The sequence below is a fragment of the Flavobacterium sp. UBA2787 genome, assembly GCA_002352205.1.
Classification (GTDB): Bacteria; Bacteroidota; Bacteroidia; order Flavobacteriales; family Flavobacteriaceae; genus Flavobacterium.
Window position 1 is genome coordinate 54,311 of sequence record DEHZ01000011.1, and the last position, 21,919, is coordinate 76,229.

Annotated in this window: 23 protein-coding genes; 7 read left to right on the top strand and 16 right to left on the bottom strand. The window is 34.0% G+C overall.

Features of this window, described 5'->3' with window-relative positions:
• Positions 1-101 precede the first annotated feature (101 nt).
• From B4N66_RS10285 to recF, 10 genes are all read right to left on the bottom strand, one after another.
• Complete coding sequence (locus B4N66_RS10285) at positions 102-824, bottom strand: SMI1/KNR4 family protein (protein ID WP_291094526.1); 723 nt, start codon at positions 822-824, stop codon at positions 102-104.
• A gap of 38 nt (positions 825-862) precedes the next feature.
• A complete protein-coding gene (locus B4N66_RS10290) occupies positions 863-3,043 on the bottom strand; it encodes an ATP-binding protein (RefSeq protein WP_291094528.1) in 2,181 nt (726 codons plus the stop codon).
• A gap of 37 nt (positions 3,044-3,080) precedes the next feature.
• Complete coding sequence (gene gap / locus B4N66_RS10295) at positions 3,081-4,073, bottom strand: type I glyceraldehyde-3-phosphate dehydrogenase (RefSeq protein ID WP_291094530.1); 993 nt, start codon at positions 4,071-4,073, stop codon at positions 3,081-3,083.
• Between the two features lie 71 nt (positions 4,074-4,144).
• On the bottom strand, positions 4,145-5,017 hold the full coding sequence (gene lipA / locus B4N66_RS10300) for a lipoyl synthase (RefSeq protein ID WP_291094532.1): 873 nt from the start codon (positions 5,015-5,017) through the stop codon (positions 4,145-4,147).
• 117 nt (positions 5,018-5,134) lie between these two features.
• Entirely contained in the window at positions 5,135-5,683 is a 549-nt protein-coding gene (locus B4N66_RS10305) for an RNA polymerase sigma factor (RefSeq protein ID WP_291094535.1), read from the bottom strand.
• The gene (locus tag B4N66_RS10310) at positions 5,674-6,780 is read right to left on the bottom strand and encodes a glycosyltransferase (RefSeq protein WP_291094538.1); all 1,107 of its coding nucleotides are present in this window, start codon (positions 6,778-6,780) and stop codon (positions 5,674-5,676) included. Before B4N66_RS10310 ends, B4N66_RS10305 begins: the two co-directional genes overlap by 10 nt.
• Before the next feature lie 15 nt (positions 6,781-6,795).
• On the bottom strand, positions 6,796-6,999 hold the full coding sequence (locus tag B4N66_RS10315; protein WP_248433062.1) for a membrane or secreted protein: 204 nt from the start codon (positions 6,997-6,999) through the stop codon (positions 6,796-6,798).
• 72 nt (positions 7,000-7,071) lie between these two features.
• Positions 7,072-8,085, bottom strand: a complete 1,014-nt coding sequence (murB, locus tag B4N66_RS10320; RefSeq protein ID WP_291094541.1) for a UDP-N-acetylmuramate dehydrogenase — start codon at positions 8,083-8,085, stop codon at positions 7,072-7,074.
• A gap of 9 nt (positions 8,086-8,094) precedes the next feature.
• Positions 8,095-8,769, bottom strand: coding sequence for a DUF2461 domain-containing protein (locus B4N66_RS10325; RefSeq protein WP_291094543.1), 675 nt, complete (start codon positions 8,767-8,769; stop codon positions 8,095-8,097).
• A gap of 47 nt (positions 8,770-8,816) precedes the next feature.
• Positions 8,817-9,896, bottom strand: coding sequence for a DNA replication/repair protein RecF (gene recF, locus B4N66_RS10330; protein ID WP_291094546.1), 1,080 nt, complete (start codon positions 9,894-9,896; stop codon positions 8,817-8,819).
• A 178-nt stretch (positions 9,897-10,074) separates the two neighbouring features.
• Here recF and B4N66_RS10335 point away from each other — a divergent pair, with 178 nt between their 5' ends.
• The 7 genes from B4N66_RS10335 (at position 10,075) to B4N66_RS10365 (ending at position 16,664) form a co-directional block, all read left to right on the top strand.
• Positions 10,075-10,851: a tetratricopeptide repeat protein gene (locus tag B4N66_RS10335; RefSeq protein ID WP_291094550.1), complete on the top strand. Its 777-nt coding sequence runs from the start codon at positions 10,075-10,077 to the stop codon at positions 10,849-10,851.
• A 2-nt stretch (positions 10,852-10,853) separates the two neighbouring features.
• On the top strand, positions 10,854-11,333 hold the full coding sequence (ribH, locus tag B4N66_RS10340) for a 6,7-dimethyl-8-ribityllumazine synthase (RefSeq protein WP_291094552.1): 480 nt from the start codon (positions 10,854-10,856) through the stop codon (positions 11,331-11,333).
• A 139-nt stretch (positions 11,334-11,472) separates the two neighbouring features.
• Entirely contained in the window at positions 11,473-11,766 is a 294-nt protein-coding gene (locus B4N66_RS10345; protein WP_291094554.1) for a hypothetical protein, read from the top strand.
• Positions 11,766-13,616, top strand: coding sequence for a DNA mismatch repair endonuclease MutL (gene mutL / locus B4N66_RS10350; RefSeq protein ID WP_291094557.1), 1,851 nt, complete (start codon positions 11,766-11,768; stop codon positions 13,614-13,616). Before B4N66_RS10345 ends, mutL begins: the two co-directional genes overlap by 1 nt.
• Positions 13,613-14,434 carry a rhomboid family intramembrane serine protease gene (locus B4N66_RS10355; protein ID WP_291094560.1) on the top strand — a complete coding sequence of 274 codons (822 nt, stop codon included), beginning with the start codon at positions 13,613-13,615 and terminating at the stop codon, positions 14,432-14,434. Before mutL ends, B4N66_RS10355 begins: the two co-directional genes overlap by 4 nt.
• A gap of 41 nt (positions 14,435-14,475) precedes the next feature.
• Positions 14,476-15,348, top strand: coding sequence for a rhomboid family intramembrane serine protease (locus B4N66_RS10360; RefSeq protein ID WP_291094563.1), 873 nt, complete (start codon positions 14,476-14,478; stop codon positions 15,346-15,348).
• Between the two features lie 263 nt (positions 15,349-15,611).
• A complete protein-coding gene (locus B4N66_RS10365; RefSeq protein WP_291094566.1) occupies positions 15,612-16,664 on the top strand; it encodes an endonuclease/exonuclease/phosphatase family protein in 1,053 nt (350 codons plus the stop codon).
• Between the two features lies 1 nt (position 16,665).
• Here the strand turns inward: B4N66_RS10365 and B4N66_RS10370 are convergent, their stop codons facing one another.
• From B4N66_RS10370 to B4N66_RS10395, 6 genes are all read right to left on the bottom strand, one after another.
• Positions 16,666-17,277: a WbqC family protein gene (locus B4N66_RS10370; protein WP_291094569.1), complete on the bottom strand. Its 612-nt coding sequence runs from the start codon at positions 17,275-17,277 to the stop codon at positions 16,666-16,668.
• A gap of 3 nt (positions 17,278-17,280) precedes the next feature.
• A complete protein-coding gene (gene lepB / locus B4N66_RS10375; protein WP_291094572.1) occupies positions 17,281-18,834 on the bottom strand; it encodes a signal peptidase I in 1,554 nt (517 codons plus the stop codon).
• A 117-nt stretch (positions 18,835-18,951) separates the two neighbouring features.
• Positions 18,952-19,653: a 4-hydroxy-tetrahydrodipicolinate reductase gene (gene dapB / locus B4N66_RS10380; RefSeq protein WP_291094575.1), complete on the bottom strand. Its 702-nt coding sequence runs from the start codon at positions 19,651-19,653 to the stop codon at positions 18,952-18,954.
• Positions 19,653-20,216 carry a DUF5683 domain-containing protein gene (locus B4N66_RS10385; RefSeq protein WP_324523082.1) on the bottom strand — a complete coding sequence of 188 codons (564 nt, stop codon included), beginning with the start codon at positions 20,214-20,216 and terminating at the stop codon, positions 19,653-19,655. Before B4N66_RS10385 ends, dapB begins: the two co-directional genes overlap by 1 nt.
• Entirely contained in the window at positions 20,216-21,118 is a 903-nt protein-coding gene (locus B4N66_RS10390) for a ParB/RepB/Spo0J family partition protein (RefSeq protein ID WP_291094577.1), read from the bottom strand. The genes B4N66_RS10385 and B4N66_RS10390 overlap by 1 nt, the downstream gene beginning before the upstream one ends.
• A gap of 6 nt (positions 21,119-21,124) precedes the next feature.
• Entirely contained in the window at positions 21,125-21,889 is a 765-nt protein-coding gene (locus B4N66_RS10395) for a ParA family protein (RefSeq protein ID WP_291094579.1), read from the bottom strand.
• Positions 21,890-21,919: the final 30 nt, after the last annotated feature.

Sequence of the window (21,919 nt, forward strand, 5' to 3'; positions counted from 1 at the left end):
CACTTTTTTTTCGGCTTGAAATAAATTTAACTTAAAAAGACAAAATTTGAATTTACCAATTTCCTTGCTATAAGTTATAAACCTTTTAGAAATTGGTTCTGTTATTTCTTTCTACCGAATAGTCTTGATAGAAAACTTTGTTTAACTCGTTTTTCGACAATCCAAATTGGCTCGTCAGTTGGTCTTACAATTTTTGTTTTTGGGCCTGATTTACCCCAGGGAAATCCTGTTCGTATTGGTTTATTGGTCAAGTCTGCCACTAAAAATATTTCTGGTAGCTGAATTTGCCCATTTTCAAAGTTATAGTCCTTTTCGTTTTTTTCCATTATTCCGACTTTTTCATTCCAAATCTCCATTACGGTTTTCTCGTGAATAATGTCCAAGTTGGATTGATTCCCTTTTTGTCCGAACTCGTCAACGTGTTTTATGAACTCAGCTAAATTTTCAGAGTGTTTTACAATTACAGCTGGGTCATGACACACATAGTAAACTGAATTCCAATTTCCCTTTGAGTCAATGTCTAAAATCCAAAAATTCCCAAATCCATCTCCTGCTAGTTGGATTGAGTTTGGAAACAATTCTTCAAATCCGAAATGATTGAAAGTGTCAAAACGGACTTCTTCAAGTCCATAGAACTCAAATCCTTTACTAAATCTTAATAGTTCTTCAATTTCTTTCGGTAAGTAGTTATTTGGGAGTTGTCTTATGAGGTTTTCTATTTCACTATCAGATATTCCATCCAACAATTCAACCTTATACGAATCTCCATCTTCTGATTTATATTGGTTTGAAAGTATTAATTCTAATTGATCTTTCGGTTTCATATTTGTTTGTGTTGATATAGCTGTGTTTAATTAATTAACTAACCCAACTGCTGAGCAATCACTTTATAAAAATTATCAGGATTAAAAGGCTTAGTCACCACATCATTCATCCCAAAAGAAAGCAACATTTCACGGTTTTCATTCAACGAAATAGCCGTTAACGCAATAATAGGAAGCTTCTTGTTGAACTCTCTGATTCGTTCGGTGGCAATCGTTCCGTTTATGCCGGGAAGATGAACATCCATTAAAACCAAGTCGTAGCCATTGTTGCGAATCATTTCAATGGCATCTTCACCATTGTCTATGAGTTCACAGGCAATTTCTTTGTTTTCCAACATTTTTTTGGTAATCATTTGGTTGATTTTATTATCCTCAACAACCAACACTTTTTTGAAAGCAAAGACACTTTCATCATATTGTTTCTTAACTTCCACAAACGTTTGCTGACCTAATTCAAAATCAACATCAAACGAAAAAGTAGAACCAATTCCTTCTGCACTTGTGAGCTTGATTTCGCCACCCAATAAATTTACCAATCGTTTAACAATGGCTAATCCCAATCCGGTGCCGCCATATTTTCGGTTAATTTCTACAGAACCTTGCGAAAAACTTTCAAAAATAGTTTGTTGTTTCTCTAACGGAATTCCGATTCCCGTATCCGAAATTTCAAAACGAATAGATGAAATATCATTTTCGTTTTTCAGCATTTTGGCCGACACATTTACTTTTCCGTTTTTGGTAAACTTCAACGCATTATTAATCAAATTAATAAAAATTTGAGAAAGTTTTGTTGGGTCGCCAATTAAATTATCAGGAATGCTTTCATCTAACTCCAATTCAAAATCATTGTTGTTTTTGCTGGCTAAATCTTTGAAAGAATTATACAAATCGCTCAACAGTTGTTTAACGTTTACGTTTATACTTTCAATTTCAATATTTTCACTTTCAACACGGTTAATTTCTAAAATATCATTGATAAACGTGAGCAAATAATCTCCTGAAAATTTAAGCGAAGTAAGGTATTGCAACTGCGATTTTTTCGGATTTTCTTCAATGAGCAAATGCGTGATTCCGTTAATGGCATTCAAAGGCGTTCGCAATTCATGACTCACCGTCGATAAAAATTCTGCTCTGGCTTTGGAAGCTTTTTCAGCTTTGTCTTTGGCTAATTGAAGTTCACTGTTTTTGTCTTGCAATAGTTTGTTCGATTGACTTCGGATAATATTATTTTTATACAACGACAAACTCAATAACGACAAAATCGAAATCAGAGCAATACTTAAAATACTAATTAATTTAGAAAATTTGTTGGCTCGTTGTTGTTCTTTGTTTTCGCGATCCATTTGGTCAATCGACTTTAAACGCTCGGCTTCTTTAAAACTTAAAAAATCTTCCGTTCCAATTCGTTTACTGTTTAATTCCTGAATACTATCCCTGATTCGTAGGTGTTGTTTCATGTATTTGAATGAATTGTCAACATCAATCATTTTTTCATACACTTCACTCAATGTTCGGGCAACATTGGCTTTTAGTTCTAAATTTTTGTTTTTTGAACTTAAATCCAACGCTTTATTTAGGTAATTTAAAGCAAGGTTATAACGATTGTCTTCTGCTTCAATCAAACCAATTTGATACAAAGCTTCAGCTTTGGTTTTAAAATGATCTTCTTCATCCGGATTAACTATTACCGTGTTTAAAATGGATAAAGCCAATTGATTTTCGCCTTTGGCACGGTAAACAATACCTTTTTGGAGGTTAATCATTTCTTTAGCTTCCGGAATATCTATCGTTTCATAGATTTTTTCGGCTTCTTTAAAATAATATTCAGCTTTAGAATATTCTTTTCGTTCAATGTAACATAAACCTAAGTTATAAAACGTATACGCTTGGTTTGAAGATGGTTTCTGATTATTATAAAGTGAAATACTTTTGTTGTAGGTTTGAATGGCATCGGCATATTTTTTTAATTCAAAATATACGTTTCCTAAAAAAGAGTAGGCATCAGCTTGAGCCTGATAATCTTTTTTTTCTTCAGCAAATTCAATTGCTTTTTGAATGTAATCTTGTGAACTTCTGTAGTTGTTATTCTTTTTATGAAAATTAGCCAGCTCAATAAAATAGTTGGTGCTATCCAATTCTTCTTCATCATCCGAAGAAGATTTTGTTTGGGAATTAACAGTTATAGTTAGAATAAGGAATACTAAAGTAAAATACTTCATACCAAAAAAATGGTTATATTTAATGGTATAAAATTAACTATTTATTTGAAATATACCCAATTAAGTCAATAATTCTTGATGAATAACCAATTTCGTTATCATACCAACCCACTACTTTTACCATTTTGTCAATAACGGAGGTCAATTGAGCATCAAAAAGACATGAATTTTGGTTGCCAATTATATCAACTGAAACGATTGGATCTTCCGTGTAAGCTAGAATTCCTTTTAGATTTGTTTGAGATGCTTTTAGAAAAGCAACATTAATTTCTTCAATCGAAACGGCTCTGGAAACATAGCAAGTAATATCTGTCAAAGAACCATCTGGAACCGGAACACGAATGCCACTTCCACCTAATTTTCCATCCAATTTCGGAAAAATTTTAGTCAACGCTTTTGCAGCTCCGGTTGTGGTTGGAACGATTGACTGAGCTGCACCACGAGCCCTTCGTAAATCTTTGTGTGGTTGGTCGTGCAAACTTTGATCGGTGGTGTAGGAGTGAACGGTGGTAATGTAAGCTTGCTCAATTCCGCATAACTCGTCAATAGTTTTAATCATTGGAGCCGCATTGTTGGTCGTGCAACTCGCATTGGAAATAATCACTTCAGAACCATCTAAAATCGATTCATTCACACCTAAAACGACTGTTTTGATTTGATCATCTTCTGGTGGAGCAGAGAGAATAACTTTTTTGGCTCCGGCAGAAATATGTTGATAGGCTTCTTCGTAAGTTTTAAATTTTCCTGTACTTTCAATCACAACATCAATAGATTGCCAATTCAAATCGGAGATGTTTTTTTTTCTGAAAAAGGAATACGATTTTCCATCTACAAAAATATGTTCTTCATCAAAAGTAACTTCGTTTGGTAAAACGCCATGAATACTGTCGTACTTCAATAGATGAGACATCGTTCTCGTATCGGCAATGTCGTTAATGGCAACTACTTCAATTGTGGGATGATTGAGCAATAATCGGAATAAATTTCTTCCAATTCTTCCAAAACCGTTGATGGCTATTTTTGTTTTCAAGTTTCAAGTTTGAAATTTCAAGTTTCAGGTTTTCGGAACTTAACTTGAAACCTGAAACTTGAAACAAATTTTTAAAGTATATGTTTTTGAGCATGATAAGATGATCGCACCAACGCACCACTTTCTACATGACGGAAACCTAATTCTTTTCCGATTTCTTCGTATTTTTTAAATTGATCCGGTGTAATGAATTCTTTTACAGGTAAGTGTTTTTTACTCGGTTGAAGGTATTGTCCTATTGTTACAATATCAACATTTACAGAACGAAGGTCTTTCATGGTTTGAATTACTTCTTCTTCCGTTTCACCTAAACCTAACATAATTCCTGATTTGGTTCTGCGGATGCCTTTTTCTTTCAGGTAACGCAAAACTTCTAAACTACGGTCGTATTTCGCTTGAATTCGTACTTCACGAGTCAATCTGCGAACAGTTTCCATATTGTGCGAAACAACTTCGGGATTGGCTTCAATAATTCGGTCAATATTTCTTTCTACACCTTGAAAATCAGGAATCAATGTTTCTAACGTGGTTTCAGGATTCATTCTTCTGATGGCCAGAATGGTTTCATACCAAATGATTGAACCCATATCTTTGATGTCGTCACGATCTACACTGGTAATCACGGCGTGTTTAATGTTCATGATTTTGATAGAACGAGCCACTTTTTCAGGTTCATCCCAATCTACTGTTTCCGGTCTTCCGGTTTTTACACCGCAAAATCCGCACGAACGGGTACAAATGTTTCCGAGAATCATGAAAGTTGCTGTTCCTTCACCCCAACATTCGCCCATGTTCGGGCAACTTCCGGAGGTACAAATTGTGTTTAATTTGTACTTGTCAACTAATCCTCGAAGTTCGGTATATTTTTGTCCGGTTGGCAGTTTTACTCGCAACCATTTTGGTTTTCCTATTGGTGGCTGAACGCTATCTAAAACACTTTCCATGTTGCAATTTTTAGAACTGCAAAGATAGAAAAGATTGAGGAATTAAGTGTTGATTTAACTAAAATTGAACAATTGTATAGTAAAGAATCGTTCAATAAAAATATCAAATCAATATAATTATCTTCCTTGAATGATTTCTGCTAACAATTTTTTGGCTCTAAGAAGTTTAACTTTTACGTTACTCAAAGGTTCGTTTAACTGTTCTGCAATTTCCTGATAACTCATTTCTTGAAAGTAACGAAGTTGAATAACTTCTTGATAATGAGGTTTTAATTCTTTTATGTATTCTAACAAGCGAGACAAATTTTGTTCGGTAATTAATTTATCTTCTGCCGATGGCGTTGTGTCTGCCACATTATAAGCCTGATGATCTTCTTCGTCCGTAATGTCTACAAAAAGAGAAATTTTCTTTTTGCGAAGCATATCAATATGCACATTTTTAGCAATTGCAATGAGCCATGTATTGAATTGAAATTCCGGATTGTAATTGGCTATTTTGTCAAAAGCTTTTGCAAAGGTTTCGATGGTAATGTCTTCTGCATCCGTTTCATTCTCTGTTCTTTTGAGCATAAAACCATAGACTTCGTTCCAATACATATCCAAAAGAGAAGTAAAGGCAACTTGATCACCATTGGTGGCTTTTTCTATGATTTTTTTTATTTCCAATGAACAGGTTTTGAAAAAAGATTGGTAAAAAACACATTCAAATGCGTAAAAATTAAGGCAATTTCCATAATTGGAAACCAATAGATAACGTCTTTTTCGTTCAATTTATTGGCTGCATAACCCAAGGATGTCCAAGTGAATATATAGCGAAACAAAACAATTGGCAACACAAACATCCATTGGTGTTGAAAAGCCAACAAAATGATAGCAAGAATTAAAAATGATAATTGTGATAAGAAAAACAATGCCAATTGAAAACGGTCAAATGATTTGTAATAGGTTGCGGTAGAAACATGTCTTCTTTTTTGATCAAACCATTCCTTGAAACTGGTTTTTGGCATGGAATATGTGAAACTTTCTTTAGAAAAGCAAACGGTTGTATTTTCTGAATTAGATGCTTGATTCACAAATAAATCATCGTCACCGGAACGTAGTTTCATGTGGTCGATAAATCCGTTTACTCGGAAGAATTCGTCTCTTTTGTAAGCTAAATTACGCCCAACGCCCATATATGGTTTCCCGATTTTTGCCCATCCAAAATATTGCGTAGCAGTCAACAATGTTTCAAAACGGATAAGTTTGTTTAGAAATGAATTCGGAATTTTTTCATACGCTCCATAACCCAAAACAATTGTTTTTTTGAGTGTAAAATTGGAACTCATTTCTTTTATCCATTCTTTAGAATTTGGATAACAATCGGCATCAGTAAAGAGCAAATATTCGTTTTTAGCTGCTTTTATTCCCAACGTAAGTGCAAACTTTTTATTTCCCCAAAAGGCTTCGTTGTTTTGCACTTTTACCAATTTGATATTGGAATGTTGTTTTTCAAATTCTTCAAAAAGGTCTAACGTATTGTCTGAAGATGAATCATCTATCAATACAATTTCAAAATCAGGATAGTTTTGTTCGAGTAGTAAAGGAACGAATTTTCTAACGTTTTCACCTTCATTTTTAGCACAAACTATAATTGAAATCGGAATACGTTTTGGATTGCTTTTTTGAATCTTAGCAAACGAAAATTTTCCAAAAATCACTACATAATAGAGCAATTGAATGACCGTTATACCAATCAAACTATAAAACAATATGTCAAGCATAATGTATTGGTGATTTTAAGAATGAGAAGGTTCTGAACAATCTTTCATTTGTTCGGGTGTTTTGCCACAAAAGCCACAGTTTTCACCGTCTTTGTTTAAAAACGGACTTTGGCTGGCACAAGTTCCTGCAAATTTTCCGTCTTTTTTCGCCCAAATTTTAATAGCAATTCCAGCAAAAGCGATTGCTAGCAACCCGATGGTAAGGAGTATCAATTTCATCGTTCAATTGAATTTTTTTGAACTACAAAGGTACAAAAAAAGAGTTATTTAACAGATTGAAATTTGATAATTTTAAATAACATTAACCTCTGCTTCAATTGAAATTCCGTAGGTATCAAAAATCGTTTTTTGAATGTTTTTGGAAACGGCTAAAATTTCTTGTCCGGTTGCATTGCCATAATTGACTAAAACCAGTGCTTGATTTTTATGAATTCCTGCATCGCCAAAACGTTTCCCCTTAAATCCGGCTTGTTCAATGAGCCATCCGGCGGGAACTTTTACTTCGGTTTCCGACACAACATAATGTGGCATATCGGGAAAATTTTGCTGAATTTTTTCAAAATCACTTTTCAAAATCACAGGGTTTTTAAAGAAACTTCCGCTGTTTCCCAGTTCTTTTGGATTAGGTAATTTGCTTTGTCGTATTGCGATTACGGCATTACTCACATCTTTTAAACTTGGATTTTTGATATGCTGTTTTTCCAATTCAGCTTCAATTGCACCGTAGGAAGTGTTGAGTTTATGATTGCGTTTCGTTAGTTTAAAAACAACTGAAGTGATGATAAATTCATCTTTTATTTCATTTTTAAAAATGCTTTCGCGATAACCGAATTTGCATTTTTCATTCGTAAACACCAATAATTCCTGTGTTTCTATATGAATGGCTTCGCACAAAACGAAGGTATCTTTAATTTCTACTCCATATGCTCCAATATTCTGAATAGGCGTGGTGCCAACATTTCCCGGAATGAGCGAAAGATTTTCTAAACCACCAAAATTTTGCTCGATGGTCCACAACACAAATTCATGCCAATTTTCTCCGGCTTGACTTTCAACCCAAACAAATTCGTCGTTTTCATCGATTACTTTTTTGCCTTTTAAGTCTAAATGAATAACTAAAGCATCAATGTCTTGCGTAAGTAGCATATTGCTTCCGCCTCCTAAAATAAATTTTTTGGAAGTAGGATATTGTTGCAGAATTTCAATCAACTCATCAGTAGAATGAACGGTGACGAATTCTTTTGCTTTGGCTTCAATACCAAAAGTATTGTAATTTTTTAACGAAAAATTAGTGTGAATTTGCATGACGGAAAGTTATTCAACAGTTTCTAAAGCTCTGTTTAAAAATTCATTTAAAGGTTTTAAAGCAATGAGTTTTTGAGTGATTTTTTTAGCAAAATCTTTATCGGTAAACAATTCATCGCTTATTTTTTGAGTAGCGGTGAAACTTTTTAATTTTAAGAATTCGATGGCAGGATGATTTGGATCGTAATCTTTTGGGGCTTTTTTCAACACATTTGCTTCATCACGATCTAAAGCTCCAAACTCTTTTTTAAAGGTGGAATTAGACGAAATTTTTTCCAAATCTTCATGAAAAAAAGCAATTTCTTTTCGCACTTTTTTCAACTCTTCCGCTTCCGGACAATATAATCCGCCGGCAATAAAACTGCTTCCTTTTTCATAATGAATATAATATCCGGGTGAATTTTTACTGTTTTTATTAGTAGAAAGCCAAATGCCCATATTGCTTTTATAAGGCGATTTATCTTTGGAAAAACGTATGTCTCGATTGATTCTGAATGTGCAGTTTTTTACTTCTAAATTGGCAAGCGAAGCATCCAAAGGTTTCATTTCTTGAAGAATTTCTGCAATGATGTTTTGGTATTCTTTTTTAAAAAGTTCGTATCGCTTTTTATTCTCGTGAAACCATTCTTTGTTGTTATTGTTTTTTAAATCTTCAATAAATTGGAGTGCTTCTTTTTGTGCCATTTTATTTTTATTTAAAGGATGCTTTTATGATTGGTAAAGATATTAATTTACAAGTGAAAAAGTTTATAACTCTGAAGTGTAGATTTCACAATTTTTTCAGTTCGTTCAGGATGTGTGTCAGAAATAAATAATTGTCCGAACTCATCATCATTTACCATTTCTACAATTTTTCCAACTCTGGTTTCGTCCAATTTATCGAAAATATCATCTAATAATAAAATTGGTTTCTGACCACTTTGCTTTTTTAAGAATTCAAATTGAGCCAATTTCAACGCAATTAAAAATGATTTTTGCTGACCTTGTGATCCAAATTTTTTAATGGGATGATTTGCAATTTCAAACGATAAATCATCTTTGTGAATACCAACACTAGTGTATTGCAAAGCTCTGTCTTTCGATAAGTTTTCGTCTAAAAGAGTTTGAAGATTCTTTTCAAAAAGATGACTTTCATAAACCAATTGAACTTCTTCGGCCGAATTGGTTATGGTTTGATGATGTTTGTTGAAAATAGGCAAAAACTCTTCGATAAATTGTTTTCTTTTTTCAAAAATCGATTGACCTAACTCATTCAACTGTTCGTTGTAAATCTGTAAAGTATCTTTTTCAAAAACATGATTTAAAGCAAAATATTTCAACAAAGCATTGCGTTGCAAAATGATTTTTTGGTAGTGAATAAGCTGATTTAAGTAAACCGAATTTAGTTGCGAAATCACGCTATCCATGAATTTTCGTCTGGTTTCGCTTCCTTCAATAATCAAATCAGTATCAGCAGGAGAAATAATTACAAGCGGAATAAAACCAAGATGTTCCGAAAATTTGTCATACATCTTGCCATTTCTTTTCAAAACTTTTTTTAATCCTTTTTTTACGCTGCAAACAATTTGTTCGGTTCGTTCGTTTTTTTCAAATTCACCATCAATCACAAAAAATTCTTCACCGTGCTTGATATTTTGTATTGCTGTTGGATTAAAATAGCTTTTTCCGTAAGCCAAATGATAAATCGCATCTAAAACATTGGTTTTTCCTACACCGTTTTTTCCCACAAAACAATTAATCTTACTGTCGAACTCAAATTGAGTTTCAGAAAAATTTTTATAGTTAAAAAGCGAAATTTGTTTTAAAAACAAGGTGAATGGGTTTATAAGTTTGATTAAATCTCATTTTAGCACTGCAAAAATAAACTGTTTTAAAGGAATAAATGCTATTTAAATATGAAGTCACAAAAATTATTCAAAAATATCCAAAAAAATGACTTTTATATATCAATAAAAATTTTATTTTTGCGGCTCATTAAATTAAATATAAATGGCAACATACAATAAAAGAGGATTTAAATCGCCTAAACCAAAAGAAATTGAAGATATTGAAGAGAATGTAGATGTTGATGCAAAAGACAGTACTACGGCAGAGGTTTTCAATACATTAGACGTTGGAGCTTCTAAAGCAGAAGAATGGGTTGTTAGAAATCAAAAATATATTTTCGGTATAGTTGGTGCAATTGCAGTGGTAACTGTTGGTTTCCTATTGTATCAAAAATTTGTTGTTGAGCCAAAACAGTTGGAAGCTGCAGACGAAATGTTTGTTGCACAACAAAATTTTCAAAAAGCAATTGACGCAACTACTGGTCAAGATAGTTTGTTTAATTTGGCTTTGAATGGTGCTGAAGGAAAATTTGGTTTCATTAAAATTGCCGAAGAATATTCTGGAACTGATGCCGGAAATTTAGCAAACTACTATGCCGGAATTGCTTATTTGAACACAGGAAAAAATACAGAAGCGATTGCTTATTTGGATAAGTTTTCTTCAGATGATATGATTTTAAGTACTTTAGCACAAGGAGCTATTGGTGATGCTTTTGCTCAAAAAAATCAGTTGAAAGAAGCATTAGACTATTACAAGAAAGCTGCTGAAATGAATGTAAACGATTTAACAACGCCACGATTTTTGTTAAAAGCAGGTCAAACGGCTTACACTTTAGGACAAAAAGCGGATGCGTTAAAATATTTTACTGAAATCAAAGAAAAATATGAATCGGCTCCAGAAGCTAGAAACATTGATGGATTAATCGGAATGGCTCAATAAATATGGCAACCGAAAATAAAAATTTATCACAATACGATAAAAACACACTCCCAAACGTTAGTCAACTTTCGTTTGGGATTGTTGTTTCAGAGTGGAACGAAACAATTACTGAAGGTCTTTATAAAGGAGCTTTGGATACATTTTTGGATTGTAATGTAAACCCAGAAAACATCATTCGGTGGAATGTTCCGGGAAGTTTTGAATTGATTTACGGCTGTAAAAAAATGATGGACAAACATCCAAATTTAGCCGGAATCATTGCCATTGGAAGTGTAATTCAAGGTGAAACCAAGCATTTTGATTTTGTTTGCGAAGGCGTAACACAAGGCATCAAAGATTTGAATATTTTAGGTAAAATGCCTGTTATCTTTTGTGTTCTAACCGATAATAACATGCAGCAATCTCTTGACAGAAGTGGTGGAAAGCATGGCAACAAAGGTGTAGAAGCTGCTGTAGCGGCAATTAAAATGACTGCTTTATAGAAAAATGTAATTTATTTATAATTTAAAGCCAAAGTCGTTTGATTTTGGCTTTTTTAGTTAAAAACTAACAAAACTTTCACACGGTTATATTTTCTAGTCATTTCAGAATTCATTAACTTTGAATGATAATACTAAAAACATGCTGAAAAGATCATTATTCAAATTGCCCAAAAACAAAAGTTTTAATTACACTCCCCGTTATTACGAAGGAAAGGAGCAGGGCAATATTTATGATTTTGAATCTAAGTTCTACAAAAACCGTGAAACTGTAAATTACAACGATTATCGTTCGCATTGGAATGACGCTCGTAATGAAAGTCGCCACCGCGGAAATAGAGAAATTAATTTTCGACTTATTGCTATTATTTTAGTTTTAGTGTTGTTATTTTTATTCGTAATCGATTTCGATTTATCCATATTTAGACAAAGATAATGTCGAGTATCATTCATTTACTTCCCGATCACGTAGCCAATCAAATTGCCGCCGGTGAGGTCGTTCAGCGACCCGCATCAGTGGTAAAAGAGCTATTGGAAAATGCCGTAGATGCCAAAGCAACTGACATCAAGTTGATTGTAAAAGATGCCGGAAGATCACTTATTCAAGTGATTGATAACGGTCTGGGTATGAATGTGACCGATGCTAGAATGTGTTTTGAACGACATGCTACTTCCAAAATTCGTCATGCGGAAGATTTATTTTCACTTTATACAAAAGGTTTTAGAGGAGAAGCGTTGGCCTCCATTGCGGCGATTGCTCATGTGGAACTCAAAACCAAACAAGAACAAAACGAGCTAGGAACGCATATTATTATTGAAGGAAGTAAATTTATTTCGCAAGATCCTTCTGTGTTACCTAAAGGTACTTCGTTTGCTGTGAAGAATTTATTTTTCAATATTCCGGCTCGACGAAATTTTCTTAAATCGGAAACGGTGGAACATCGTCATATTGTAGATGAATTTCAGCGAGTTGCATTAGCTCATCCGAACATTCATTTTACGTTTATTCACAATGGTGGTGAATTGTTTAATCTACCATCTTCCAATTTAAGGCAACGGATTGTAGCCATGTTTTCAGGCAAAACCAATGAAAAATTAGTTCCTATTTCTGAAGAAACTGAAATTGTAAAAGCACAAGGATTTGTTTCTAAACCCGAATTTTCTAAAAAGAGTAGAAGCGAACAATTCTTTTTTGTGAATAATCGATTTATCAAAAGTGGTTATTTGCATCATGCTGTCATGGCTGCTTATGAAGGTTTGTTGAAAGACGGAATGCAACCCGGTTATTTTATTTATTTGGATGTGCCGCCAAATACCATCGATATCAATATTCATCCAACCAAAACGGAAATCAAATTTGATGACGAGCATGCGTTGTATGCCATTTTGCGTTCTACTGTTAAACATAGTTTAGGTCAGTTTAATGTCGCTCCGGTGTTGGATTTTGAACGCGATCCGAATTTGGACACACCGTATCATTATCAAGAAAAAGATGCTTCGATGCCGTTGATTCAAGTGGATGCTAATTTTAATCCGTTTGCAGAAGATAAACCTACAAAATCTTTTTCGGGTTCAGGTTATCGGGAAAGAAAATCCGAAACGGCAAATTGGGAAAGTTTATACGTTGGTTTAAAAAACGACACACAAGAAATTGAAAGTATTACGTTTGAACAAGATGCGGTTACGAGTTCGTTATTTAATGACAATGAAATTGAAGAAAACAAAAACCGAACCTATCAAATTCATAAAAAATACATTGTAAGTTCTATCAAGTCCGGAATGATGGTGATCGATCAGCAAAGGGCTCATCAACGGATTTTGTATGAACAATATTTAAAAAATATAACAGTACAACAAGCATCGAGTCAGCATTTGTTGTTTCCAATTGAGTTGTATTTTTCGGTGAATGAAATTGAATTAATTAAGGATTTAAAAATGTCTCTGGAAAACACCGGATTTGTTTTTGATTCGATTGAAAATGATAAATTAACCATTTCAGGAATTCCTATTTTGGTTACCGAGAGTGAAGTAGCTATCGTTCTGGAAGAATTGATGAACGATTTACAAAACGGCATCCCTGACAGTAGTTTTAGCTTAAACGACAGTATTGCCAAATCGATGGCCAGAAGTTTAGCCGTGCGAACCGGCACATATTTAACCGAAAGAGAACAGGAAAACATTGTAAACGGACTTTTTGCTTGCAAAGAACCGGATGTTTCTCCTTTTAATAAACCCACTTTCATCACCATTAGTGTAGATGATTTAGATAAAAAATTTGCGATATGATGCGAATGACCGAAACAGTAAAGCAATTAGTGATTATCAATGTACTTTTTTACATTGGTGCAAACACAATTGCTCCTGCGGCAAATGATTTGTTGGCAATTCATTTTCCATTAAGCAATGAATTTGCTTGGTGGCAACCTATCACACACATGTTCATGCATGCAGAAATGCCTAATTTAATGCATATTTTCTTTAATATGTTTGGATTGGTTATGTTTGGCTCTGCCTTAGAACATTTTTGGGGATGGAAAAAATTCCTGTTTTTTTATATTTCCTGCGGATTAGGTGCCGCTTTGATTCATTTGGGAATGGAGTACTATCAATTTCAAAAAGTTCTGGAAGCGGCTGCCGATTTGCAGTTGTCTTCCGAAACTATTCATCAGATAATTAATGTTCCGTTTAGAGAGGGAAATGTTTATAAAGGTGAGTTATTAGCCGAAAATATTAAACCAATTCTTGAACCACTTGGCAAATATCAGTTGTTGAATGAAGTGAATTTTAAAGCACTTTTTGATGCTTCTATGATTGCAGATGGAAGAGCAGTAGGAGCTTCGGGTGCACTTTACGGAATTTTGGTTGCCTTTGCATTTATGTTCCCAAATGCAGAATTAATGATGATTTTTATTCCTATTCCAATCAAAGCAAAGTATTTTGTGCCGGTATTGGTTTTAGGTGATTTGTTTATGGGAATTAGCGGTAACTCTATTTTTGGAGGTGGTGGAATTGCCCATTTTGCTCACGTAGGTGGTGCTTTAACCGGATTTTTGATGATGTGGATGTGGAAGAAAAATCAGTTTAATGATAAGCGGTGGAATTAGACAGGAAAAAGGTGAAAGGTAATTGGTAAAAGGAAATAGAAATGAGTATTTTAAACGAAATTAAGCAACAATATAGAATGGGTGGTGTAACTGAAAAGTTAATCTATCTCAATGTGATTTTGTTTGCAGTGCCTTGGATTTTAAAAGGAATTTTGTCGCTTTTTGGAATTGGTTTCGGTTTTACAGAATACATTAGTTTGTCTTCCAATCCATCAGATTTGCTATGGAAACCGTGGTCAGTTTTGACGTATGCTTTTTTTCATGCCGATTTTTTTCACATTTTGTTTAATTTAATCGTATTGAATTTTGCCGGACGATTGTTTCTCACATTTTTTACCCAAAAGCAATTGTTGAGTTTATATTTAATGGGAGCCATTTTTTCAGGAGTCATTTTTATCATTAGCTATTTGATTTTTCCCGCTTTGATAAATAAAAATGCTTTGTTAATTGGAGCTTCGGGAGCAATCATGGCGGTGGTTTTTTCAACTACTACATACGCTCCGCACATGCAAATTCGTTTGTTGTTAATTGGAACTGTGAAACTTTGGCATATTGCCGTATTTTATTTGATTATCGACTTTATAAGTCTATCTTTTAATAATGTTGGCGGTCATATTGCTCATTTGGGTGGTGCTTTGTTTGGTTATTTATATAGTTCTCAGCTTAAAAACGGTACGGATGTCACAAAACCGTTTACTTCTTTTGTGGATGGTTTAGTGAATTTATTTAGAGGAAGAAAATCGGCACCGTTTAAAAAAGTGCATAAAAATGAATCGTATGCAAAGCCAAAACCTGCAGCGAAAGATAAAACACAGCAACAAATTGATGAGATTTTAGATAAAATCAGTAAATCGGGTTATGATAGTTTAACAAAAGAAGAGAAGGAGTTTTTGTTTAAGGCGGGGAAGAGTTAGAGGGTTGAAAGTTTCAAGTTTCAGGTTCAGGTTTGTTGGGACTTGTGAAGTAGCAAGGATTCTGCCCCCGACCTGCCTACCGGCAGGCAGGTTGAAACGGAAAGCATTTTGCAGGATTGGCGGACATTTTTCTTGCTAAAAAATTGCGACCTTGGGAGCACATTTTTGGGCTTAGAAAATGCCGACAAGACAAAAAATCTTGCAGTGAAAAGCGGGATTAGGCACATAATTATTTTTAATTTTTGAATGTTTAATATAACGGAATGAAGAACCTAGGATGGTTTAATAAAGTGATTTTGTTTTTTAATATAGTGCTCACTGTATTGACTTTTGTTGCTTATATTTTACCGTTTTTGGCACCTAGATTGTTTCCGATTCTCTCCGTTTTGACGCTTTTTTTACCGTTGATGTTGATTCTTAATTTATTGTTTTTTGGCTATTGGCTCATTCAATTTAAACGACAAATGTTGTTGTCTGGGATTGTTTTGCTGTTGGGAATTACGTTTATAAACAAGTTTTATAAATTTTCTGAAACTAATTTACCCATCGAGGACGAGGATTTTATTGTGATGAGTTACAACGTTCGCCTATTTAATTTGTATGATTGGATTGAGCGTGATGTGAGCTTGTCAATTTCAGATTTTATTAAAGAACAAACTCCGGATATTTTGTGTATTCAGGAATTTTCGAATACGAATGAAGTCGATTTTCGAGTTTATAAACATAAATACGTTTTTATTGAAGGTAAGAACACAAAGCTTGGACAGGCTATTTTTTCTAAATATCCTATTGTGAATGAGGGAGTTATTCCGTTTCCGAATTCAACGAACAATGCAATTTATGCTGATATTAAAAGAGGGAAAGATACGATTCGGGTGTACAGTATGCATTTGCAGTCGATTAAAATTACGCCTGACGTGCATGAAATTGATGAAAATATTCAAGGTGTTTCGCAAGATCAGTCAAAACGAATGCTTCGCAGAATGAGTACATCGTTTAAATCGCAACAAAATCAGGCAGAAGTTATAAAGAAACACAAAGCAGATTGTAAATTTCCAATTATAATTTGCGGTGATTTGAATAATAGTCCGTTTTCGTTCGTTTACCGCAGTGTGAAAGGCGACTTGAATGATGCATTTGAAGAAGCCGGTTCCGGTTTTGGTACAACATATAGTTTTAAATACTATCCAGCCCGAATTGATTATATTTTTGCAGATAAAAAATTTGTGGTGAAACAGTTTAGTTCTTTTCCTAATTTTAGGAATTCAGACCACTTTCCGATTGTTACCCGATTGGCTTTTGAAACAGAAAAGTAAGTTATAATTGCTGCTTTTTTAAGTAATCTAACGCATATCTACCTTCGTTAAAAAGTAAATCTAAAACACTTAAATTATTTAGAAATCCATGCTTTTCTCCGAATACTTGTGTGTATGGTTTGCATTTGGTTTGATCTTTTTTTCCGTTTGCTAAAAAACGAAAATCGGTTACATCATTCGCTTCGTGAAAATATTCTATTGTTTTTTCGGGAGAAATGGAAATGCCTAAGCATTGATTGAGTAGTTCAAAAACTTCCAAATTCAAATCCATTAAAAAAGTATGTTTTTTTTGAAAAATAGGAGCGATGTCGTCTTCAAAATATTCAAAAAAAGGGGAGGTTCTGTAGGCAGCTTCTAATGATTTGAAATGCTGTTTTTGCCAATTAAAGTCGGGTTCAATTTTTACATCTTTATATTTTTGATTGGCTATTTTGCTGTGCTTAATTGGAATGTTAAGCATTTGAATTCCGTTCGGACTATAAATGTACATTCTGTTGCGGTTGGTTTGTTTCTGGAAGTTATCATCCATTTCAAACACAACTTCTTCAGCCTGAACAATAGCGGCATAATGACTAATTGACGGGAAATAGGTAGGATGAACGAGTACTCTCATTAGTTATAAATCAGCCTTCTTTTTCTTTCTTTTTCTGTAGAAATCAAAGCCAAACCAGCCCGCAAGAAGAATTACAAAGTAAATAAAATAAGAAACCGGTTCGCCGCTTCCACCAACAGTTGTAAACATTCTATTCCAACGGATTTTATCGATTGCTTTACCCCATGGAACATTTTGGTCTAAACTCATCCAAATGAATACGGGTTTTCCAACAATATGATCAGCTGGAACATAACCCCAATAACGGCTGTCTTCCGAGTTGTGGCGGTTGTCTCCCATCATCCAATAATAATCCATTTTAAAAGTGTAATCTTTCACAACTTTTCCGTTGATACGGATTTCATCGCCATTTACTTGTAAATCATTTTTCTCATAATCGGTAATGATCATTTTATAAAAAGGCAATGTTTCTTTATTTAAAGCAACAGTTTTTCCGGCTTGTGGAATGTATATCGGACCATAATTATCGGTATTCCAATTTTTGGTATGAGGAAAAACACTGGTTGTTCCTTCAGTATCAATTCTTTTTGTAACTGATTTTACGATTGGATTGTTTTTTAATCGAGCTGCATTTTCATCGGTTATAGCAAAAAAGGTATATGAATTTTGCGAATTAACTCTTACACCATCAGTAATTTGTAGTTCATTGTAAACATAATCCGGATTAAATTGCGATCCATCTGTTTCAACATCATAAGAGAATTGCACTTTTTGACGGTCGTGCATTGGAAGCATTTTTCCGTTAACATAAACATCTCCGTTTTTTATTTGAAGACTGTCTCCGGGAATTCCTAAACAACGTTTTACATAATTTGATTTTTTATCAAGTGGCTTATCCACTCTTCTGCCTGATCTATCTCTGAATTTATAAACCGTATCAATTGGCCAGTTAAACACGACAATGTCGTTTGTTTCAATACTTTCAATACCCGGAAAACGGAAAGAAGGTAGTTGCGGCCAACTTAAATAGGATTTTGTTCGAACTATCGGAATAGAATCATGCACCATCGGTAAACCAACTGCTGTAGTTGGAGTTCTGGCACCGTAATGAAATTTACTTACAAAAAGAAAATCTCCAACTAACAATGATTTTTCTAAGGAAGATGTTGGAATAACAAACGGTTGCATCACATACGTGTGAACAGTTGTTGCCACAACAATTGCAAAGAGAATTGAACTGATAAAATCTGCTGTTGCATTTTTGGGATGTAATGAACGATCTTTGATATGCGTAACGTCTTGTGTATAATTCACATAATAGATGTATAAACCTAAAGTAGCAACACCTAAAATCGTGTCTAATTGTGAATTTTTCCCGAAACTTCTCAAGGTTTCAACCCAAACAACAGGAAACATAATTAAGTTTACAATCGGTATAAAAAGTAAAAAAGCCCACCACCAAGGACGGTTTATAATTTTCATCAAAACGATTGCATTGTAGACAGGAACAGCAGCTTCCCACGATTTTCTACCTGCTTTTTGATATAATTTCCATGTTCCTAAATAGTGTACAATTTGTATCACTAAAAAGAATATAAACCATTGATATAATGTCATTTTTATTATTTTTTTAATTTCGTTTTTACTAGTAAACGAAAGTCAAGTTCTTAATTAGTTCTTAAATATAGAAAACGTTACCAATTTAACGTTTATTTATAATGATTTTGCTATGAATTATTTTAAATCTAAAACATCTTTCATGGTAAAAACACCTTTTTTACCTACAATCCATTCGGCAGCAATCACGGCACCAAACGCAAAACCATCGCGGTTGTGAGCGGTGTGTTTGATTTCTATGGTATCTACTTCCGATTGATAGAAAATACTGTGTGTTCCGGGCACATTGTCTTCTCTTTTGACATCAATAAACAAATCATCTGATTTTGGATTTTCGATACTCCAGTTATTTTTGTTTGTATGATTGATGATTGAATTAGCTAACGAAATTGCTGTTCCGCTAGGTTTATCTAGTTTTTGGGTATGATGAATTTCTTCCATCGAAACGTTATATTGATTGAATTTTGACATCATCTTAGCCAAATAATCATTCAATTCAAAAAATAAATTTACGCCTAAACTAAAGTTAGAGCCGTAAATAAACGCTGCATTTTTTTCTTTGCAAAGGTTAACCATTTTATGATAATCTTCTAACCAACCTGTTGTTCCGGAAACCACCGGAATTCCGTTTTCAAGACAAGTTGAGATATTGTTTACGGCCGAATCAGGCACACTGAAATCAATGGCAACATCCGTATTTTCTAAACCTTCAAAGGAATCAGAACTTCCTTTTCGCAACACGATTTCATGACCGCGTTCTAAGGCAATTCGTTCGATTACCTTTCCCATTTTTCCGTATCCTAAAAGTGCAATTTTCATTAAAATCTGTAATTCAAAGTTAATCCAACGTTGTATTTGTAATCAATTTCATTTCTGCCGACATCCGGTTTTAAAGATAAATTGTCGTTTACGTTAAATTGAAGTAAGTGAGCATCAACATTGGCATCAATAATATTTAAGACATAAAAACCAATCATTACAGCTGTAGAAATGTCTCGATTTCGTTCAAAAGTACGTTGAGCATTGATTAAAACGGCATCAGTGTAAACTCCTTGATATTTATCGTTGGTATAGCCTTCTAAACGCCTTTTGTAAATGTCTCGGAATTCTTTATATTTTTTGTTATTATCATTATAAAAATAGTATCCAATGGCTAAGCCGCCATAAACGATAGGTACTTTCCAATACTTTTTGTTGTAAACTTGTCCTAATCCAGGAATTACAGCAGAATAAAAAGCTGCTTTTGCAGGAGTTAATGGGTCGATGGGTTTATATTTTAACGTATCATTAGTTTGAACAGCCTCTTCAATTATAATTTGTGAAAATGAGGAAGTGGTTCCCAAAAGGAAAAATAATATAAATATGATTTTGGAAATATTCACTATCCTCTGATTATGGAAATAATTCGTTGAAAGTCAGCTTCAGATTTAAACGGAATTGTAATTTTCCCTTTTCCGTTGGCATCAATTTTCACGTCCACTTTTGTGCCTAAAACTGTTCCGATTTCTTTTTTATCAGATTCTGCAACCACAAATGCTGATGCGGATTTTGCAGCTTTTCCTGATTTCGGTTTTAATCCTTCCTGATAGTTTTTTACCAATGTTTCGGTATCACGAACAGAAAGATTTTGACTTATGATTTTATGATAAATGTCTGATTGAGCATCTTCATCTTCAATGTTAATCAATGCACGACCGTGTCCCATCGAAATAAATCCATCACGAATTCCGGTTTGAATAATCGGGTCTAATTTCAATAAACGAAGGTAATTAGCAATCGTAGATCGTTTTTTACCCACTTTATCACTCATTTGTTCTTGCGTTAACTGAATTTCGTCAATCAAACGTTGATACGAAAGTGCAATTTCAATCGGATCTAAATCGTGACGTTGGATATTTTCCACCAAAGCCATCACTAGCGATTCATTGTCGTTGGCAATTCTGATATAAGATGGAATAACAGTTAATCCCGCTATTTTTGAAGCACGAAGTCTTCGTTCACCGGAAATTAATTGGTATTTATTAAAATCTAATTTTCTAACAGTAATCGGCTGAATTACACCCAATTCTTTAATGGATGTTGCTAATTCCTGAAGCGTTTCTTCATTAAAATTGCTTCTGGGCTGAAACGGATTTATTTCGATTGCCTCAATTTCAAGCTCAATAATATTCCCAACCACTTTATCGGCATTTTTATCATTTACCGATTTGATGTCGTTTTCCGGGTCTTTTAATAAAGCCGATAATCCTCTTCCTAATGCTTGTTTTTTAGTGGCTTGTGTCATAAAATCCTAGCTATTTTTTTTGATAATTTCTTCTGCTAAACTCAAATAATTGTTGGCTCCTTTACTGGTTGCATCAAAATTAATAATGCTTTCGCCAAAACTTGGAGCTTCACTTAATTTCACATTTCGTTGAATGATGGTTTTAAAAACCATATCGTTAAAATGCTTTTGTACTTCTTCCACCACTTGGTTCGATAAACGCAAACGGGAATCATACATTGTTAACAATAACCCTTCAATATCCAAATCCGGATTATGTAATTTTTGAACACTTTTGATGGTGTTTAATAATTTACCTAAACCTTCCAACGCAAAATATTCGCATTGAATCGGAATTACAACACTGTCGGCTGCGGTTAAGGCATTCAACGTTAATAATCCCAATGAAGGAGCACAGTCAATCAAAATATAATCATATTGATCTTTGATGGATGCCAATGCTTCTTTGAGCATATATTCACGATTTTCTTTATCAACCAATTCAATTTCAATGGCAACCAAATCAATGTGAGCCGGAATAACATCTACGTTGGGAGCAGAACATTTCATCACCGCTTCCTGTGGCGTGTTGCTGTGCTCTAAAACTTGGTAAGATCCAATCGCAACACTATCTACATCAATGCCTAAACCCGAACTGGCATTTGCCTGAGGATCAGCATCAATTAGTAATACTTTTTTTTCTAAAACACCTAGTGAGGCCGCTAAATTAACGGTTGTTGTGGTTTTTCCAACGCCTCCTTTTTGATTCGCAATTGCAATAATTTTGCCCATTGATTCGATTAAATTTGAGCCGTAAAATTA

Coding starts and splice junctions, on each gene's coding strand:
- B4N66_RS10285 (WP_291094526.1), bottom strand. CDS start 824: ATGAAACCGAAAGATCAATTAGAATTAATACTTTCAAACCAATATAAA.
- B4N66_RS10290 (WP_291094528.1), bottom strand. CDS start 3,043: ATGAAGTATTTTACTTTAGTATTCCTTATTCTAACTATAACTGTTAAT.
- lipA (WP_291094532.1), bottom strand. CDS start 5,017: ATGGAAAGTGTTTTAGATAGCGTTCAGCCACCAATAGGAAAACCAAAA.
- B4N66_RS10310 (WP_291094538.1), bottom strand. CDS start 6,780: ATGCTTGACATATTGTTTTATAGTTTGATTGGTATAACGGTCATTCAA.
- B4N66_RS10315 (WP_248433062.1), bottom strand. CDS start 6,999: ATGAAATTGATACTCCTTACCATCGGGTTGCTAGCAATCGCTTTTGCT.
- murB (WP_291094541.1), bottom strand. CDS start 8,085: ATGCAAATTCACACTAATTTTTCGTTAAAAAATTACAATACTTTTGGT.
- B4N66_RS10325 (WP_291094543.1), bottom strand. CDS start 8,769: ATGGCACAAAAAGAAGCACTCCAATTTATTGAAGATTTAAAAAACAAT.
- B4N66_RS10335 (WP_291094550.1), top strand. CDS start 10,075: ATGGCAACATACAATAAAAGAGGATTTAAATCGCCTAAACCAAAAGAA.
- ribH (WP_291094552.1), top strand. CDS start 10,854: ATGGCAACCGAAAATAAAAATTTATCACAATACGATAAAAACACACTC.
- B4N66_RS10345 (WP_291094554.1), top strand. CDS start 11,473: ATGCTGAAAAGATCATTATTCAAATTGCCCAAAAACAAAAGTTTTAAT.
- mutL (WP_291094557.1), top strand. CDS start 11,766: ATGTCGAGTATCATTCATTTACTTCCCGATCACGTAGCCAATCAAATT.
- B4N66_RS10355 (WP_291094560.1), top strand. CDS start 13,613: ATGATGCGAATGACCGAAACAGTAAAGCAATTAGTGATTATCAATGTA.
- B4N66_RS10360 (WP_291094563.1), top strand. CDS start 14,476: ATGAGTATTTTAAACGAAATTAAGCAACAATATAGAATGGGTGGTGTA.
- B4N66_RS10365 (WP_291094566.1), top strand. CDS start 15,612: ATGAAGAACCTAGGATGGTTTAATAAAGTGATTTTGTTTTTTAATATA.
- B4N66_RS10370 (WP_291094569.1), bottom strand. CDS start 17,277: ATGAGAGTACTCGTTCATCCTACCTATTTCCCGTCAATTAGTCATTAT.
- lepB (WP_291094572.1), bottom strand. CDS start 18,834: ATGACATTATATCAATGGTTTATATTCTTTTTAGTGATACAAATTGTA.
- dapB (WP_291094575.1), bottom strand. CDS start 19,653: ATGAAAATTGCACTTTTAGGATACGGAAAAATGGGAAAGGTAATCGAA.
- B4N66_RS10390 (WP_291094577.1), bottom strand. CDS start 21,118: ATGACACAAGCCACTAAAAAACAAGCATTAGGAAGAGGATTATCGGCT.
- B4N66_RS10395 (WP_291094579.1), bottom strand. CDS start 21,889: ATGGGCAAAATTATTGCAATTGCGAATCAAAAAGGAGGCGTTGGAAAA.